We start from the raw sequence: 14,381 nt of genomic DNA on the forward strand, positions 1-14,381 counted from the left end.
CGTGGGGCACGCAGGGAGAGTCGGGGAATGAGTGGCGAATGGTCTGCTCTGTTCGTTGCCCTCGTCGGAGTCGGTGGCACACTGGGCGCGGCGATTCTTACGCAGAGCAGGGCAGACCGCACGAAGCGCATGGAAATCGAGGCGGTCCTGGCACAGAGCAGAGAGGAGCGCCGGCACGCCGAGGAGCTTCGGCAAGCAGAGCGCTCCGAGCAGAAGACGCAGGCCCTCGTCGAGCTGCGTCGGTCCTGCTACGTATCGCTGAACACGGCATCGAGGCAGTACATGACGGCTCAGGTCAACCTCCTGCATGCGCTGCAGACGGGCTCGGGCGTCGACCTTTGCCTGGAGCAACTCGAAGCCAGTCGCACCGCCCAGCGGGACAGCTACGCCGAGGCCGAGATGGTGGTGCCTGACGAGGTGCTCGCGGCTGCCGCGGCTGCCGGCCACCGACTCAACGCAGGCTATGGACAGCTGAAGCGCATGTCCGCGACCGCCCCGTACGACCAGGAGGAACTGAGCGCCTTCGCGGCGGACATCAATGACTGTTGGAGTCAGTTGGCCGTGATGCAACAACGGATGCGTCTGGACTTGGGCGTCGACAGTAGTACGCGGGTCGCGGGTGCCGACCCACCCGGCAACGGGTTCAGTGGCTGAAGGAGTCGGCTCGGACCCGGTTCAGCTCACGAAGGGGCTGTGAACAGGGCTTGATGTGGGTCGACAAGCGTGGTTCGCGGACTCCCGGACTCAAGGGGAGCCTCTCCTGAGTTGCCCGAAACCCGTATGAACACAGTTGGGCGCATCCGTCGAAGTATGGATCATGGGTGCGTGACGAAGTGGACGAAGAACGCGTCTCCGGTCGACCAGCCAGTTCCTGAGCCGGAGCTTTCCGCGTACCAGCAGGCGATGCGGGAGAGGATCCTCGCGGCTCCCGTGGTGCCGGCGCCCGAGCCCTGGCGGCGCATCGCGTACACCTCGGTCGGCGGCCTTCTCGGGATCGGCTTCGCCTCGCGGCCCGACACCGGCGGGGACTTGGTGATGGTCGTGTCGCACGACGGCCACGGGCTCTTCGACGCCGTCACGGGGGAGAAGAGCGCGCGGGATCGTGACCCGGACACCGAGGACGACAACCGTGGCGCGGATCCCGCTCTGTGGTGTGCGGGGTTGGGACCGGTAGCGGGAAGCAGGGTACGCATCGCCGGGCTTTACGGAGGGGGGCTGCACACCGCCAGCGGAGACGGCTGGAAGCTGGAGGTCGTTGCCCCGGCCTGGCCGAACGAGCGTGTCCTGCTCTCTCGCGACGGTGGTCTGCCGCACTCCGGTCCGCATGGGGAGCGCTGGTGGCACATCTTCCACTCCCATTACTCCGAACTCCGCGCCGCTGGATTCTCGCCCTCCGGGCAGACCCTTGCCGTGGCGACGAGCAGCGACCTGTCCCTGTGGACTCGCGGCGCCGGACACAGCCGCAGTGCCGGCGGCCGGTGATCAGCTGGGACCCGGGAGCCGAGGTCGTCGGCAACAGGGGGGCGCCCCGCTTGCTCTGCGAGCGCGTCCGCTTCCTCCGCCTTTTGCTATCCCTCGGTGAAGTAGTCGTACGGTGCCACCGAGACTGTTTCCGAGACCGCGCGTTCGTCATCCTCGTCGGCCTCAAGGCCGAGGTCACCTGCCCACAATGAGTGCATGGACCACACGGAGAAACCGACGTGGAAGTCGTGGCCGATGTCCGAGGGCGTACTCGTGTACCCCAGGGCATGGAGATCCGCGACGACGTCGTCCAGGAAGCGATGGGTCAATTGAACCCCGTCATAGTGCACTTCGGTATCGCTGCTTTCACCGCTGTAGCGGATCTCTACGACTTCGACCGTCTCGTCTGCCGCATAGGTGATCACCAGCATGGGTGAGGTGGGGTAGACGGTCCGCCGGCCGCCGGGACCGGGATACGGCGGACCGATGCGCTCATCGACCTGCGAGCGTTGATCGCCGATCTTGACGAGGTCGATGCCGACTCCCGGGATGATCTCCATGCCGGCCATCCTGCCAGGGAAGGCGAACCGTCGGCGATCCATCGGTTGGGCCAGCCGGATCAGCCCCTCGGCTGCTTGCCCTGCGAGGGTCTGTGAACAAGGTTTGACTTGGATCAAGCCGTCCTTCCTCTGGATGATGTACCGCTGTGGCTGGGGCACCAAGGCGGGGCAGGAGACCGTTCTCGCTGTCGAGATCACCCGCGACGGTTTCGAGTGGGCGCTGCGCCACGCGTGTCTGTCGAGTTATGTCCTCGGGGTGCACGCCGACCGAGCCACCTGGCAGCGTCAGTTGAAGCGCGCGCCCACCCGTGTGCAGTGGGACCCCGAGCGTGACCTGCGCCTGCGACCTTTCCGTGCCGGTCTCCGCACCTCGGCCTGTCGGGTGAGGCCGTACGACGTTACGCGGACGAGTGGACGGTCGCCATCCGCGACGTCACCCCGCTCGCCCGCGAGATCCACGCTCTCGTCAGCAGTGGGAGCCTGGACTCCGCCGCCCGGCTGCTGCCGCGGGAACACCCTTATCCCGTGGGCGACGAGATTCTTGCCCACCTGCGTGGATGACGGGCTGCTCCGCCCGGCAGCCGGCTCCGTCGCGCGGGTCCGGCCGTTAGGCCGGATGCCGTCTTCGGGGGTGCGTGCCGGGGCGGCCCGCCACAAGATCCTGATCATGCGGACATCAGCTGAGATACGGCCCTGTTCTTCCCCGGCGCGGCGCGGCGGTGCGCGGCATGCCATACCCGCGGCTCTTGCCTGCGGTGTGCTGCTGGCCGGCACCGCGGCGTGCGCCGGAGCCGACGGGCACAGGAGTCATGTCGGTGCCCCGGGTGTCAACAACCCGGTCGCGCCGGGATCCCTCGGCCCGGAAGCGGGCCCGCGCCTTCCGGGTGTCGGAAGCCGCATGGGCAAGCACGTACCGGCCGGCGCCCGGCAGGCCGTGGTGGTCTACGGCGACGACCGGGACTCCGCCGAGAGCACCGTCGTGCTCTACGAGAAACAGGGCACTGCCTGGAAACGCAACGGCAGCTGGCCCGCGCACAACGGCAGACTGGGATGGACGACCGACCATCGCATGGACGACGAGCGCAGTCCCGTCGGCGTGTTCTCCCTGACGGATGCGGGAGGGTCGCTCAAGGATCCGGGCAGCCGACTGCGGTACTGGTACGACGACAATGCCTTCGCCTCGATGATCGAGGACGGCGACGACCACGTCCACGACTTCGACTACGTCATCGCCATCGACTACAACCGGCTCAAGGGTGTCCCACCGTTCGACTGGAGCCGTCCTGACGGAGTGGAGAAGGGCGGCGGCATATGGCTGCACCTCGACCACGGCGACGGTACGTCCGCCTGTGTCACCGTTCCGGAGTCCGGCATGAAGACCCTGCTGCGCACCCTCGATCCACGCCTTCATCCGGTCGTGGTGATGGGTGACCGGGAGCGACTGAGCACCTGACGACCGCCCCCTGCCCCGGGCCGCTTGCCGCGTGCCGGTTCCCCGTGTCGCCCGCTTCGGACGATTCGCCGCGACGTACGCGTCGGCCAGAGCAAGCAGAGCCCGCGCGGCGCTCGCGATCAGTACGGTGCCGCCACGGAGCTGCCGTCCAGCCGTGCTCGGATCCCGCAGAGTGGACTCCAAGCCGACTTTGGTCAAAGGCGAATCGAGCCGTAGGGCGTATCCGGTGAGGATGTCTTCGGCGCAACCCGGGCTGCATACCGTTGTGGCCCGGGGCACGAATGCGGCCCCCGGATGCACGAGGCCGTCCGAGTTCCGCGCCCGCATCACCGCCTCAGGCGTCAGTGCCATCGGCGCCCGGGACGCGGCGGCACCATGTGTGTCACGGTGTCAGCGCATCTGAGCTCCCATTCCGCTTCTGAACAGGGCGGCGGCAGCGACCGATTCCGATGAGTCGGCCAGGAGCTGCGTCAGGTCGCGGGTCGGAAGCCGGGGACGGGTCGCGATCGCGCAGCGCGCCCGGTGATCGGAATCCGCGGCCAGGCGACGGACGAGCTCCAGCGGCAGGTCCAGGTCGCGCGGGGCCGGCAATCCCGATCTGCCGCCCCGACACATGCACCACATCCTCGCCTTGGCGGGCCTGTGACACCAGCGCGCGCTGAGCGGCCCCCGCACTGTCGGCGACGAGCGCGTGAACGTACCGTGACATTGAGGCCGGCTCTCCAGTAGCTGCAGGCCGACGAATAACTTCCGGCGCCATTTCAGGTGAGGGCCGGCGTCGAAGAGCGCGGACCGGAGGGCTCGTGGACGGACCTCGCCGCCCTGCCCGGCAACTGTCTCCGAGCGTGCATTAGTCTCTCGACCCATGCCTGACCTGCCGGATCACTCCAGTGCGACCATCGACGCGATAGTCGATCACGTCGGCCGCTCGACGCTTCCCTTCCAGCGAGCTCACCGGGAGGAACAACACGCGACGGCCTTCTGGTTCAACGAACTGGTGGAGACGACCTCCGAGGGAGAGGTCATCCGGCAGTACCTCGTGACCGCCAGTGAGCCGGCGCGAGTCGAACTGGCCGAGTTCACACTGCGCCCCGCGCTGTGCGCACCCATGATGAGCGCTCAGAAGCTGATGATGCTCGACTTCGCGGACGGGTGGACTCATCTCGACGACCTGGGGGTGGCGGTCATGCCCTCCGCCGGGCTGCACGCGCACGGTGCCCGCAAAGGCTGGCACTGGACGACCGACGAGGTCACCGACGGCATCGCAGCCACGGAACAGGACATCGCCGACCTCGGTGAGTCCCCGGTTCCGGCCTATCTGCTGGGACACGTCAACGACGGGGACGGTTCGCGAGAACAGGCTGTCGTGATCGGCTGGATCACGCACTCGGGCGACGGCGGCATCCGGTGGACCGGAGACCTGCCACAAGGGTGCGTGGGCGCACCGGTGTTCATCGGCGCACCGCTCGGCGAGGACAGTTTCAAGCTGGTGTGCGTCGGAGTGGCACTCCCCGGCGACGACCACCACACCATTGCCTCCTTCGACCGCATCCGCGCTGCCTTGAAGGCCTCCCCGCCGAAGAACACGTCAGCCCCTGATGGGGCCGGAACCGGTCCTCGGACAGTCGAGCAGAAGCGGCGCTGGTGGCGGCGGCGCGGCTGACGCCGCACGGAACCGCCGAGCCAGAACAGTCTGAACACCGCTGGGCGGAAAGGGTTTCGCCCTCGTCCGTGTCGGAGCCTGTTCCGAGCGCGGCCTCCTCGTCGAGCGTGTGGGCAGGTGCAGAGCGAGGCGGCGGACGGAGCGGGCCAGGCGGGCGGGCACGTTGATCAGGCGGTCACGCATGGTGGCGGTGGTCGCCCTGGCATGGAACGCGGAGGCCGGGGCGCCCCAGCGTGGACGGGGCCCGCACTCCGGCGAACAGGCGGCCCATCGCCCCGTGCCGCAGCCGGTCCATGTCGTCGATGCTGTCGGCGCCCGCGGCCATGCCGCCCACCAGCGACATCAGTTTCGCCGTAGAGAAGGCGCCGGTGCCGTCCTTCGAGGCGGGCAGCCGGACGTGCTCCCCGACCAGCATGGGCAGACCGCACCGCTCGGCCGGCCGCACCACCGGCTCCAGCCCGCCGTACGCGATCAGGTTCGGATCATCGGACGCGGATGACACCGCCGCCCCGGCACGGGACGACTGCATCTCGGAAGTGTCTTGCCGATCGTGCCTGATGTGGTCCTGGAGAAGCCCCATCACCGCAGGTCGCAAGGCACTTCTTCGTTTCTGGAAGAACCATCCACCGGCATCGAGCCGGTGGATCCGGGGGCAGCGCGCCAGGCAAGGGGGGCTCTCACAGTACCTGTATCACCCGGGTCTCCCAGACGTCCAAAGCGCCTGTCAACCTGGACACGCACTGCGGCTTTACCCTCATCAGTTCAATTCAGCTGCCCCGAATGCGCGACCGTGTCGGCGCATTTTTTCCACGACAGAAGGGACGGAGATCAATGGCGGACAACCAATTCACCACTCACACAGGACTTTTCGATCTGAGTGGGAAGTACGCCCTTGTCACTGGCGGCACCAGGGGAATCGGGATGATGATAGCGCGCGGCCTTCTCCAGGCGGGCGCCCGCGTGGTCATCAGCTCACGCAAGGCAGACGCGTGCGCGGAGGCACAGCATCTGCTGTCCGAATTCGGCGACGTTCAGGCAATCCCCGCCGACCTGTCCCGGCACGACGAGTGTCAGCGCCTCGCTGATCTTGTCATGGTCGACTCGGAACGCCTGGACATCCTTGTCAACAACGCGGGAGCGATGTGGCGCGAGCCGCTGGCGACGTTCCCGGACGAGGCCTGGGACGCAGTGCTCGACCTCAACCTCAAGTCGCCGTTCTGGCTGGTGCAGGCGCTGCTCCCGGCACTTCGCAGGGCGGCCACCGCCGATGATCCCGCGCGGATCATCAACATCGGCAGTATCGCTGCCATCCACGTCGCCCAGTCGCCCAATTACTCGTACGCCGGCAGCAAAGCGGCACTCCATCAACTCACCAGAGTGCTTGCCAGAGAGCTGGGCCCACAGCACGTCACGGTGAACGCGGTAGCACCGGGAGTGTTCCCGTCGCAGATGATGGCGGCCACGCTCGATGCCGTCGGCGACACGATCGCGGCGGCGGCCCCTCTGCGCCGGCTCGGCCGCGACGACGACATGGCGGGGATCGCCGTGTTTCTCGCCAGCCGGGCCGGGTCCTACCTCACGGGCACCATCGTCCCGGTGGACGGCGGCATCGCGACGACCGCATCAGGTACCCCCTAGACTCCGGGACGGACTTACGGTGAGGGGACGGCCACGATGGATCTGCGTACCGAGATCCGGGAGTTTCTCAGCTCGCGTCGCGCCCGCATCGCACCCGAGCAGGCGGGCCTGCCCGCCTACGGCGGCAACCGTCGGGTCAAAGGTCTGCGCCGCGAGGAGGTAGCGCTACTGGCGGGGGTGTCGGTCGACTACTACGTGCGCATGGAGCGCGGCAGCCTCGCCGGTGCCTCCGACGGCGTGCTCGATGCGTTGGCCTCTGCCTTGCAACTCGACGAGGCCGAGCGGGACCACCTGTTCCACCTCGCGCGCCAATCCAGGGGGCCCGGCGGCCCACGTCGGCGTAGGCCTGCCGTGACGGTGCGCTCGACGCTGCAGCAGGTGCTCGACGCGATCTCCGACGCGCCGGCCTGGATCGGTAACGGCCGTTATGACGTGCTCGTCATGAACCAACTCGCTCGCGCGCTGTATTCACCGGTGCTGGCCGACCCGCGACGGCCCGCGAACACAGCGCGGTTCGTCTATCTGAACCCCGAGGCGGCGAGAGATTTGTTTGTCGACTACGACCAAGTTGCCGGTGACGCGGCCGCGAAGCTACGCATGGAAGCCGGCCGCAATCCGCACGACGAGGAGCTGATCGCCCTGGTCGGCGAACTGTCGACGTGCAGTGAGCTGTTTCGGCAGCGGTGGGCATCTCAGGACGTGCGGCTGCACCGGTCCGGCCGCAAGCGCGTGCGCCATCCGATCGTGGGCCGGCTCGACTTGGACGTCGAGTCCCTGGAACTGCCCGCCGAACCCGGCCTGCACCTCAACGTCTACACCGCACCCGCGGGCACACCGACCGCTGACAATTTGGCGCTCCTGGCGTCGTGGGCGGCCACCCAACAGACGCTGGCGACCGAACTCGAAGCACACAACGGATAGTCCAACCCCCTCAGCCGTACCAGTCAGCGGACAAGGTCTGTGCGTACTGCTTGACGGGGATCAAGCCTTCCTTCCGCCGGATGATGCACCGCTGTGGTGGGGCGCCGAGAGGGACAGGGGACGGTTCTTGCGGTAAAGATCCGGCAGGGCGGGTTCGGCCGGGCGTTGCGGCGTGTGCTCGTTGTCCGGGGAGTGGCCGTATCCCGTGGCGGACGGGATGCTCGCGTGTCCGCGGTCGTAAGATCGCCGTCTGGTCGGTCCGAGGAGGTCGTTGGCAATGGCACGTCCCGTCACGGTGGTCACCGGAGGCAGCCGGGGGATCGGTGCCGCGACCTGCCTGCGGCTCGCGGGCGACGGGCATGATGTGGTGATCGGTTACGTCCGGGACGCCGGCGCCGCCGAGGTGGTCGCGGAGGAGGTGCGCAAGGCCGGGGCGCGGTGTGTCGCCGTTCGGGTGGACACGTCCGTGGAGGCCGATGTGGAGCGGCTGTTCGACACCGCGGAGCGGGAACTGGGCGCCGTCACCGGGCTGGTGAACAACGCCGCCGTGACCGGGCCGTTCGGGCGGCTGGCGGACGCGGAGGCCGCGGATCTCCGCCGGGTCGTGGAGGTCAACCTGCTCGGCACGCTGCTCTGCTCACGCCGGGCGGCCCGGCTGATGGGACCGCGTGGGAACGGCGCCATCGTGAACGTGTCCTCGGCGGCGGCCACCCTCGGCAGCCCCGGCGAGTACGTCCACTACGCGGCGACCAAGGCGGCCGTCGACGCCCTCACCGTGGGCCTCGCCAAGGAACTCGGCCCGGACGGCGTGCGGGTCAACGCGGTGGCTCCCGGTGTGATCGAGACGGAGATCCACGCGGCGATGGGCGACCCGGGCCGGGCCGAACGCGTGGGGGCCACCACGCCGTTGGGCCGTGCCGGCCAACCCGAGGAGATCGCGGCCGCGATCTCCTGGCTGCTGTCGCCCGAGGCCTCCTACACGACCGGCGCGGTGCTGCGGATCTCCGGCGGCCGCTGAACCCGAGGCCGGTCAGGCCGCCTCGATGATCTGTTCGCGGATAGCCTCGGCCCACTCGACCACCAGCAGTTCGTACTCCGTCCGCTCCTGGGCCGACAGCGTTCCGCCCGCGCGCAGCCACAGCGCCCGGATGCGCTCGTTGACCTCGGCAGCGGACCGCGCGGAACCAGGGGTACGGGAATCGGGGGACATACCGAACAGCCTAGGGGCAAGAACTGACTGTGCGCCACCGGGCCACTACGCAGACCGTATGGGGTTGGTCACGGGCGAGACGGCGGGCGGACGGCCAGGCCTTGGCATTTGCCAGGTCGACGTGCCCGGCACCGATCGGGCCGGGCGGCCGGTACGGGCCTTCGCCCTCGCCGGAGCCGGTGCGACGACCCCGACTCCGCGGAAAGCGACGAAAGCCGGGAGTTGGCCGAGATGCGGCGCCGCTCCCAACCTTCCTCAGCCCGTCGGCGGCCTTCCCTCAGCCCGTCGGCACCCCGTCGGCGGCCCGTCCTCAGCCCGTCGGCAGCGCCGCGGCGAGCAGCGCCAGCTTCTCCGCGTCGTCGCTGCCGGGGTCCGGGTGGTAGACGACGAGCGTCTGTCCCGCCGTGCCGCTGACGTCCAGCCGTTCCCGGTTCAGCCGCAGGCGGCCGACCCGGGGGTGGTCGATGACCTTGGCCACGCCGTCACAGGACGCCACGTCGTGACGGGCCCAGAGACGGCTGAAGCGCGGGCTGGCCAGGGAGAGTTCACCGATCAGGTCGATGACGCGGGGGTCGTCCGTGTCGGTTCCGACGGAGCGGCGGAAGCCGGCGACCATGCCGGCCCCGGCCTCCTCCCAGCTGGGGTGGAGGGCCTGTTCGGCGGGGTCGAGGAAGGTGTCCCGCAGCCGGTTGCCGCCGACCGTGAAGCGCGGTGACAGCGCGGTGGCCAGGGCGTTGACGGCGAGGACGTCGAAGTAGCGGCCCTCGACCAATGCGGGCAGCGGGAGGGCGGCGACGAGCTGGACGACGCCCGGCGGGACGGTCTCCCTGCGGGCGCGGCGCCGGCGCCGCCGGGGCCGGCCGGCGCCGAGGCGCAGCAGGTACGCCGTCGCGTCCTCGTCGAGCCGCAGTACACGGGCGAGGGACTCCAGGACCTGGACGGAGGGATTGCGGTCGCGGCCCTGTTCCAGGCGCAGGTAGTAGTCGGCGCTGATGCCGGCCAGCATCGCGACCTCCTCCCGGCGCAGTCCCGGCACCCGCCGTACCCCCCGCACGGGAATGCCGACCTGCTCCGGGGTGACCAGCTCGCGGCGGGCGCGCACGTACGCGCCCAGCAGGTTCGGTTCGTCGGCCATCCCGCCACCGTAACGCGGCCGCCGTGCCGCTGCCTGGTCCTGTCACCCCCAGGATCACCGGGGCTCTGCCCCGGCCGGCGCCGGCCCGCGAGCGTGGTCGCTGACGGCGACGAGCAACCGAGGAGCGCGATCATGTCGACGTATCTGCTGGTACACGGTGCCTGGCACAGCGGGGAGTGCTGGGAGCGGGTGGTCCCCTTGCTGACGGCGGCCGGGCACCGGGTGTACGCGCCCGACCTGACCGGGCACGGCGGGAAGGCCCGGCTGCTCGGCCCGGACGTCGGCCTCGACACCTATGTGGCCGACGTCGTCGGGCTGATCAGGGACGAGGACCTCACCGATGTCGTCCTCGTCGGGCACAGTTACGCGGGGCTGGTCGTCTCGTCCGTCGCCAACGAAGTCCCGGACCGGGTGGGGCACTTGGTCTACCTCGACGCGATGGTTCCGGAGCACGGCGAGACGGCGGCGGACATCCAGCCCGTGACCCGGGCCCTGATCGAGAGGGCCCGGGCGTCCGACGACGGCTGGCGGGTGCCGCCGCTGCCCGAACTGCCGCCGCCGTACGGGTTGTTCGGGGTGACCGAGGCGGCGGACGTGGCGTGGCTGCGCACCATGCTGTCCGACCAGGCGGTGCGCAGCTTCCAGCAGCCGGTGCGGCTGGACGATCCGGCTGTCCGCGCGATCCCGCGGACCCACATCCACTGTGTGGCGAACGTCCCGGAGGGCGTCGTCCGCCGTCCGGTCCCCGCCCACCAGCCGGTGTGGGAACTGCCCACCGGCCACGACTGCATGATCACCATGCCGGCCGAACTCGCCGAGCTCCTGCTGAAGGCGGCCTGAACCCGCGCGGGACAGCGGGAAATTCGCTGGGCCCGGCGACGACGCGTCCCTAGGGTCGGCGCATGACGGACGAGAACCAGGCCGACCACCAGGCCGAGAACCAGCGGGCCGTGCAGGCGGCGGTGGACGCGGAGCTGCGGCTTCTCGATCCCGAGGTGCGTGCCTCCCCGGCGCTCGTCCTGGACTTGCTCGACCCGGAGTTCACCGAGGTCGGTGCGTCCGGCCGGCGCTGGGACGCGACGTCGATCCTGACGGTGACCAGCGGTGGATCGGTGTCCCCGGAGTCGCCGGTCGAGGTGAGCGAGATGTCCGGGACCGTACTGGCCCCGGGCATCGTCCATCTGACGTACCTCGCCGGCAACCAGGGCCGCCGGGCCTGGCGCAGCTCCCTGTGGCGGCTCACGGAGACGGGCTGGCGCCTGTACTACCACCAGGGGACACCGGCCGCCGCCGGGGTGGGCGAGGGCGCCTCCCACCCCGCGTGTCTCCCCGCTCTACCCGCCGTGGCCCGTCGCCTTGCCCGCCACGGCGGCGGCCGCGCGGACGAAGGCGGCCAGGGCTGGGGAGGTGGCGTGCTCGGGCCAGGCGAGGACGAGCGTGGTGGGCTCGGCATCATCGACTGGGACAGCGACCAGGTCGTCGCGGAGCTGGTCGCGGATGGAGGAGGGGAGGACGGCGACCATGCGGCGCAAGGCGATGAGGTGGAGAAGCTGCCCAAGGTCGTGGACCTCGGGTCCGTGTGAGCCACCCTCAGATGCACCCGGCCAGCGCGGCAGGGGCTCCCCGGCGAGGTCGTTCAGGCAGACCCGGGTACGGCCCGCGAGGCGATGCGAACTCGGCATCACGAGAAGTTGAGTCTCGGTCAGGAGGTCCTGGGTGTCCAGGCCGGTGAGGTCGTGGTGGGGGCGGTGAAGCAGGGCGGCGTCGGCACGACCCTCCCGCAGGAGGATCTCACGCTCGCCGAAGCTGCACACCAGCTCGACCGGCAGCGCACCCGGCTCAGCCTGGTAGGCGTCGAGGATCGCGGGCAGCAGGCCACCGTCGCCGCCCGGCTTGATGACCAGGACCAGACGCGGGTCGGCGCGGCCGGCCCGCCGGGTGCGGCGCGCCGCGGCCGACGCGGCGTCGAGCACCGCACGGCTCTCGCGGAGCAGGACGGCCCCCGCCTCGGTCAGTGCGACCCGGCGACTGCCACGTTCCAACAGGGCTACGCCCAGCCGTCGTTCGAGCTGCTGAATGGCGCGGGAGAGCGGCGGTTGGGTCATCCCTAGCCGGGCGGCCGCCCGACCGAAGTGCAGTTCTTCGGCGACAGCGGTGAAGTAGACGAGCTCGCGGACCTCCAGTCTTTCCATACCCGCAGGGTATCGCTGCGTACCTGGTCGGTGTTGGAACGCCCGGCCGCCCCCGTGGTTGGCTGAACGCATGACAGAAACCACGACTGCCCTGGTCACCGGTGCCAACAAGGGCATCGGGCGCGAGGTCGCAGCCCGGCTCGCCTCGCTCGGCACGAACGTCCTGCTGGCCTCGCGCGACCCGCACCGCGGTGCGGCAGCCGCAGCCGACCTGGGCCCGCGGGTGTATTCGGTCACCCTGGACGTCACCGACCGCGCCAGCGTCCTATCCGCCGCCCGCTGGATCGAGGAGCGCTTTGGCCGGCTGGACATCCTGGTCAACAACGCCGGCATCTCTGGCGACCTCGCCGCCCAGAGCCCTGGCAGTGTCGAACTGCCCGCTGTACGCGAGGTGTTCGAGACCAACGTGTTCGGCGTGATCAGCGTGACCACCACGATGCTGCCGCTGCTCGCCCGCTCCCCCGCCGCCCGGATCGTCAATGTCAGCAGTGGACTGGGCTCCATCGCCCGGATGACCGATCCCGAGGACTACTTCACAACCCGGCCCCCGTTGGCCGCGTACGTCCCGTCCAAGACCGCACTCAACTCGCTGACCGTGCAGTACGCCAAGGAACTGCGCAGCCGCAACATCCTGGTCAACGCCGCCGATCCGGGGCCGTGTGCGACCGACCTCACCACCGCGTTCCCCGGCCTCACCCGCACCGCGGCCGACGGCGCGGCTGTGGTCGTCCGGCTCGCCACGCTGCCCGATGACGGGCCGACCGGCGGCTTCTTCGACGAGCACGGCCCGGTTCCCTGGTGAGCTGCCTCTCAGGGAACCGAGGGACGGGGCGGTGGGGATCAGCCCGGACGGGATGGGCGAGCCGGAGACCGCGCCGGCGCCCGACGGGCCGCAGCGCCCGGGTTACCCTCCGGACCGCCCCGGCAACAGCCGACGGAAGGGTAGCGGACCGTCAGGCAGCCTTGGCCGGGTACTCGGTCCAGGTGCGGATGGGTGAGTCGGGGGCAAAGCTGGTCTTCGGTTCGGCGAGGGCATTTCGCCAGCGCACGTAGGCGCCGATGGCGGCGTTCTGTTCGCCATGGCTGCGGTGGTCGGTGCCGTCGAGGGCGAAGTAGCGCAGGGCGGCGAACTCGGACTCGATCCAGTTCAGCCACGATCCGTAGGTCGGCAGGAAGACCAGCTCGATGTCGTTCGCCGCGGCCCACGCGCGGACGTTCGGGTGCTTGTGAGGGGAGAAGTTGTCCAGGACGACGTAGAGCTTCTCGCCGGGCCAGCGGATGCGCAGGGACTTGAGTAGGGACAGGAACTCGCACCACCGTTTGCGGGGCCGGATGCGGTAGTACATCTTGCCGGTGGCCAGGTCGAGGACGGCAAGCATGTGCATCACGCCGTCGTAGCGGTTGCAGGTGGCCCGCAGACGACGTGGTGAGCGGTGCGGGCGCCATGCCTTGCCTTTGCGGGGCATGAGGTTGAGCGGCCCGAACTCGTCCACACAGACCACCCGGCCGTCGGTCGGCGGGGAGTCGTAGAGCGCCAGGATCCGGTGCATCTTGGTGATGAGGTCTGGGTCGTTCGAGGACTTCCAGGTCGTGCTGGTCTGCCAGGAGACCCTGCCCTCGCGCGGTATCCGTCGCAGTGTCTCGCGGCTGACGGCGGGGACCACGTTCTGCTTGACCAGGTGTTCGGCGAGCTTGGTCAGGCTCCAGGTGGAGAACGCGGAGGTCTTCCAGTCGGCGGGGGACGTCCGGGCGATCAGGCAGATGTGCTCACGCACCTGGCTGCTGATCATCCTGGGGCGACCCCCGCTCCATTTTGGGTCCAGCGCCTCGAACCCCTGCTCGTTGAAGGCGTGGATGACGTCTCGCACATAGTCGGCGCTGACCTGCATCAACGCGGTGATGTCCGGAACCGACTGCCCCTGCGCGGACATCATCACCACGATCGCCCGCCGCAGCCGCACCGCATCCTTCGCGGTCCGGCTGATCCGCTGCAGCCGACGCCCTTCCTCCATGCTTACCGGCCGGACGAACACCCCCGGACGACGTCCCACGACCACCTCCACCATCACAACGTGGAAGCAGCCTGCCGCGCAACGAACGGAAGATCAATTACCCGACCAAGGATCCGAGCCAAGCCACTAGTAGGAT

At 69.5% G+C, this 14,381-nt stretch carries 15 protein-coding genes and 2 pseudogenes; 11 read left to right on the forward strand and 6 right to left on the reverse strand.

From position 1 onward, the window contains the following. The first annotated feature begins 27 nt into the window (after positions 1–27). Positions 28–654 carry a hypothetical protein gene (locus LQ326_RS40755; RefSeq protein WP_234544120.1) on the forward strand — a complete coding sequence of 209 codons (627 nt, stop codon included), beginning with the start codon at positions 28–30 and terminating at the stop codon, positions 652–654. 171 nt (positions 655–825) lie between these two features. Continuing rightward, on the forward strand, positions 826–1,482 hold the full coding sequence (locus LQ326_RS40760; RefSeq protein WP_234544121.1) for a hypothetical protein: 657 nt from the start codon (positions 826–828) through the stop codon (positions 1,480–1,482). 86 nt (positions 1,483–1,568) lie between these two features. Here LQ326_RS40760 and LQ326_RS40765 read toward each other — a convergent pair whose 3' ends face one another. Then, positions 1,569–2,021 (reverse strand): hypothetical protein, encoded by a 453-nt coding sequence (locus LQ326_RS40765; RefSeq protein ID WP_234544122.1) that lies wholly within the window; start codon positions 2,019–2,021, stop codon positions 1,569–1,571. On the opposite strand from LQ326_RS40765, the pseudogene LQ326_RS40770 reads away from it, so the two are divergent. From LQ326_RS40770 to LQ326_RS40780, 3 genes and pseudogenes are all read left to right on the forward strand, one after another. Then, positions 1,996–2,582 (forward strand): annotated as a pseudogene (locus tag LQ326_RS40770) (DUF4291 domain-containing protein). The gene LQ326_RS40765 and the pseudogene LQ326_RS40770 sit on opposite strands and share 26 nt — an antisense overlap. 337 nt (positions 2,583–2,919) lie before the next feature. Continuing rightward, a complete protein-coding gene (locus LQ326_RS40775; RefSeq protein ID WP_308402141.1) occupies positions 2,920–3,474 on the forward strand; it encodes a L,D-transpeptidase family protein in 555 nt (184 codons plus the stop codon). 865 nt (positions 3,475–4,339) lie between these two features. Next, complete coding sequence (locus LQ326_RS40780; RefSeq protein WP_234544124.1) at positions 4,340–5,137, forward strand: hypothetical protein; 798 nt, start codon at positions 4,340–4,342, stop codon at positions 5,135–5,137. Positions 5,138–5,312: 175 nt separating this feature from the next. Here LQ326_RS40780 and LQ326_RS40785 read toward each other — a convergent pair whose 3' ends face one another. Then, a complete protein-coding gene (locus LQ326_RS40785; protein ID WP_234544125.1) occupies positions 5,313–5,666 on the reverse strand; it encodes a hypothetical protein in 354 nt (117 codons plus the stop codon). A 302-nt stretch (positions 5,667–5,968) separates the two neighbouring features. Between LQ326_RS40785 and LQ326_RS40790 the strand changes: the two genes are divergently transcribed. The 3 genes from LQ326_RS40790 (at position 5,969) to LQ326_RS40800 (ending at position 8,714) form a co-directional block, all read left to right on the forward strand. Continuing rightward, positions 5,969–6,775 carry an SDR family oxidoreductase gene (locus LQ326_RS40790; RefSeq protein WP_234544126.1) on the forward strand — a complete coding sequence of 269 codons (807 nt, stop codon included), beginning with the start codon at positions 5,969–5,971 and terminating at the stop codon, positions 6,773–6,775. A gap of 36 nt (positions 6,776–6,811) precedes the next feature. Further along, positions 6,812–7,696, forward strand: a complete 885-nt coding sequence (locus tag LQ326_RS40795; RefSeq protein ID WP_234544127.1) for a helix-turn-helix transcriptional regulator — start codon at positions 6,812–6,814, stop codon at positions 7,694–7,696. A gap of 277 nt (positions 7,697–7,973) precedes the next feature. After that, the gene (locus LQ326_RS40800) at positions 7,974–8,714 is read left to right on the forward strand and encodes an SDR family oxidoreductase (protein WP_234544128.1); all 741 of its coding nucleotides are present in this window, start codon (positions 7,974–7,976) and stop codon (positions 8,712–8,714) included. Between the two features lie 12 nt (positions 8,715–8,726). Here LQ326_RS40800 and LQ326_RS40805 read toward each other — a convergent pair whose 3' ends face one another. Both LQ326_RS40805 and LQ326_RS40810 read right to left on the reverse strand, forming a co-directional pair. Next, the gene (locus tag LQ326_RS40805; RefSeq protein ID WP_234544129.1) at positions 8,727–8,906 is read right to left on the reverse strand and encodes a hypothetical protein; all 180 of its coding nucleotides are present in this window, start codon (positions 8,904–8,906) and stop codon (positions 8,727–8,729) included. A gap of 310 nt (positions 8,907–9,216) precedes the next feature. Then, positions 9,217–10,041 carry a helix-turn-helix domain-containing protein gene (locus tag LQ326_RS40810; RefSeq protein WP_234544130.1) on the reverse strand — a complete coding sequence of 275 codons (825 nt, stop codon included), beginning with the start codon at positions 10,039–10,041 and terminating at the stop codon, positions 9,217–9,219. Between the two features lie 132 nt (positions 10,042–10,173). On the opposite strand from LQ326_RS40810, the gene LQ326_RS40815 reads away from it, so the two are divergent. Together LQ326_RS40815 and LQ326_RS40820 are read left to right on the forward strand one after the other, a co-directional pair. After that, positions 10,174–10,881, forward strand: a complete 708-nt coding sequence (locus tag LQ326_RS40815; protein ID WP_234544131.1) for an alpha/beta fold hydrolase — start codon at positions 10,174–10,176, stop codon at positions 10,879–10,881. A gap of 62 nt (positions 10,882–10,943) precedes the next feature. Next, positions 10,944–11,291 (forward strand): annotated as a pseudogene (locus LQ326_RS40820) (nuclear transport factor 2 family protein); the annotation flags it as partial. A gap of 84 nt (positions 11,292–11,375) precedes the next feature. Here the strand turns inward: LQ326_RS40820 and LQ326_RS40825 are convergent. After that, positions 11,376–12,233: a LysR family transcriptional regulator gene (locus tag LQ326_RS40825; protein ID WP_234544132.1), complete on the reverse strand. Its 858-nt coding sequence runs from the start codon at positions 12,231–12,233 to the stop codon at positions 11,376–11,378. Positions 12,234–12,303: 70 nt separating this feature from the next. Between LQ326_RS40825 and LQ326_RS40830 the strand changes: the two genes are divergently transcribed. Then, positions 12,304–13,035 (forward strand): SDR family oxidoreductase, encoded by a 732-nt coding sequence (locus LQ326_RS40830; protein WP_234544133.1) that lies wholly within the window; start codon positions 12,304–12,306, stop codon positions 13,033–13,035. A gap of 151 nt (positions 13,036–13,186) precedes the next feature. On the opposite strand, the gene LQ326_RS40835 is transcribed toward LQ326_RS40830, so the two are convergent. Further along, positions 13,187–14,284, reverse strand: coding sequence for an IS630 family transposase (locus tag LQ326_RS40835; protein ID WP_234544134.1), 1,098 nt, complete (start codon positions 14,282–14,284; stop codon positions 13,187–13,189). Positions 14,285–14,381 lie beyond the last annotated feature (97 nt).

Origin of the sequence: Streptomyces shenzhenensis (assembly GCF_021462265.1) — a bacterium.
Taxonomy (GTDB): domain Bacteria; phylum Actinomycetota; class Actinomycetes; order Streptomycetales; family Streptomycetaceae; genus Streptomyces; species Streptomyces shenzhenensis.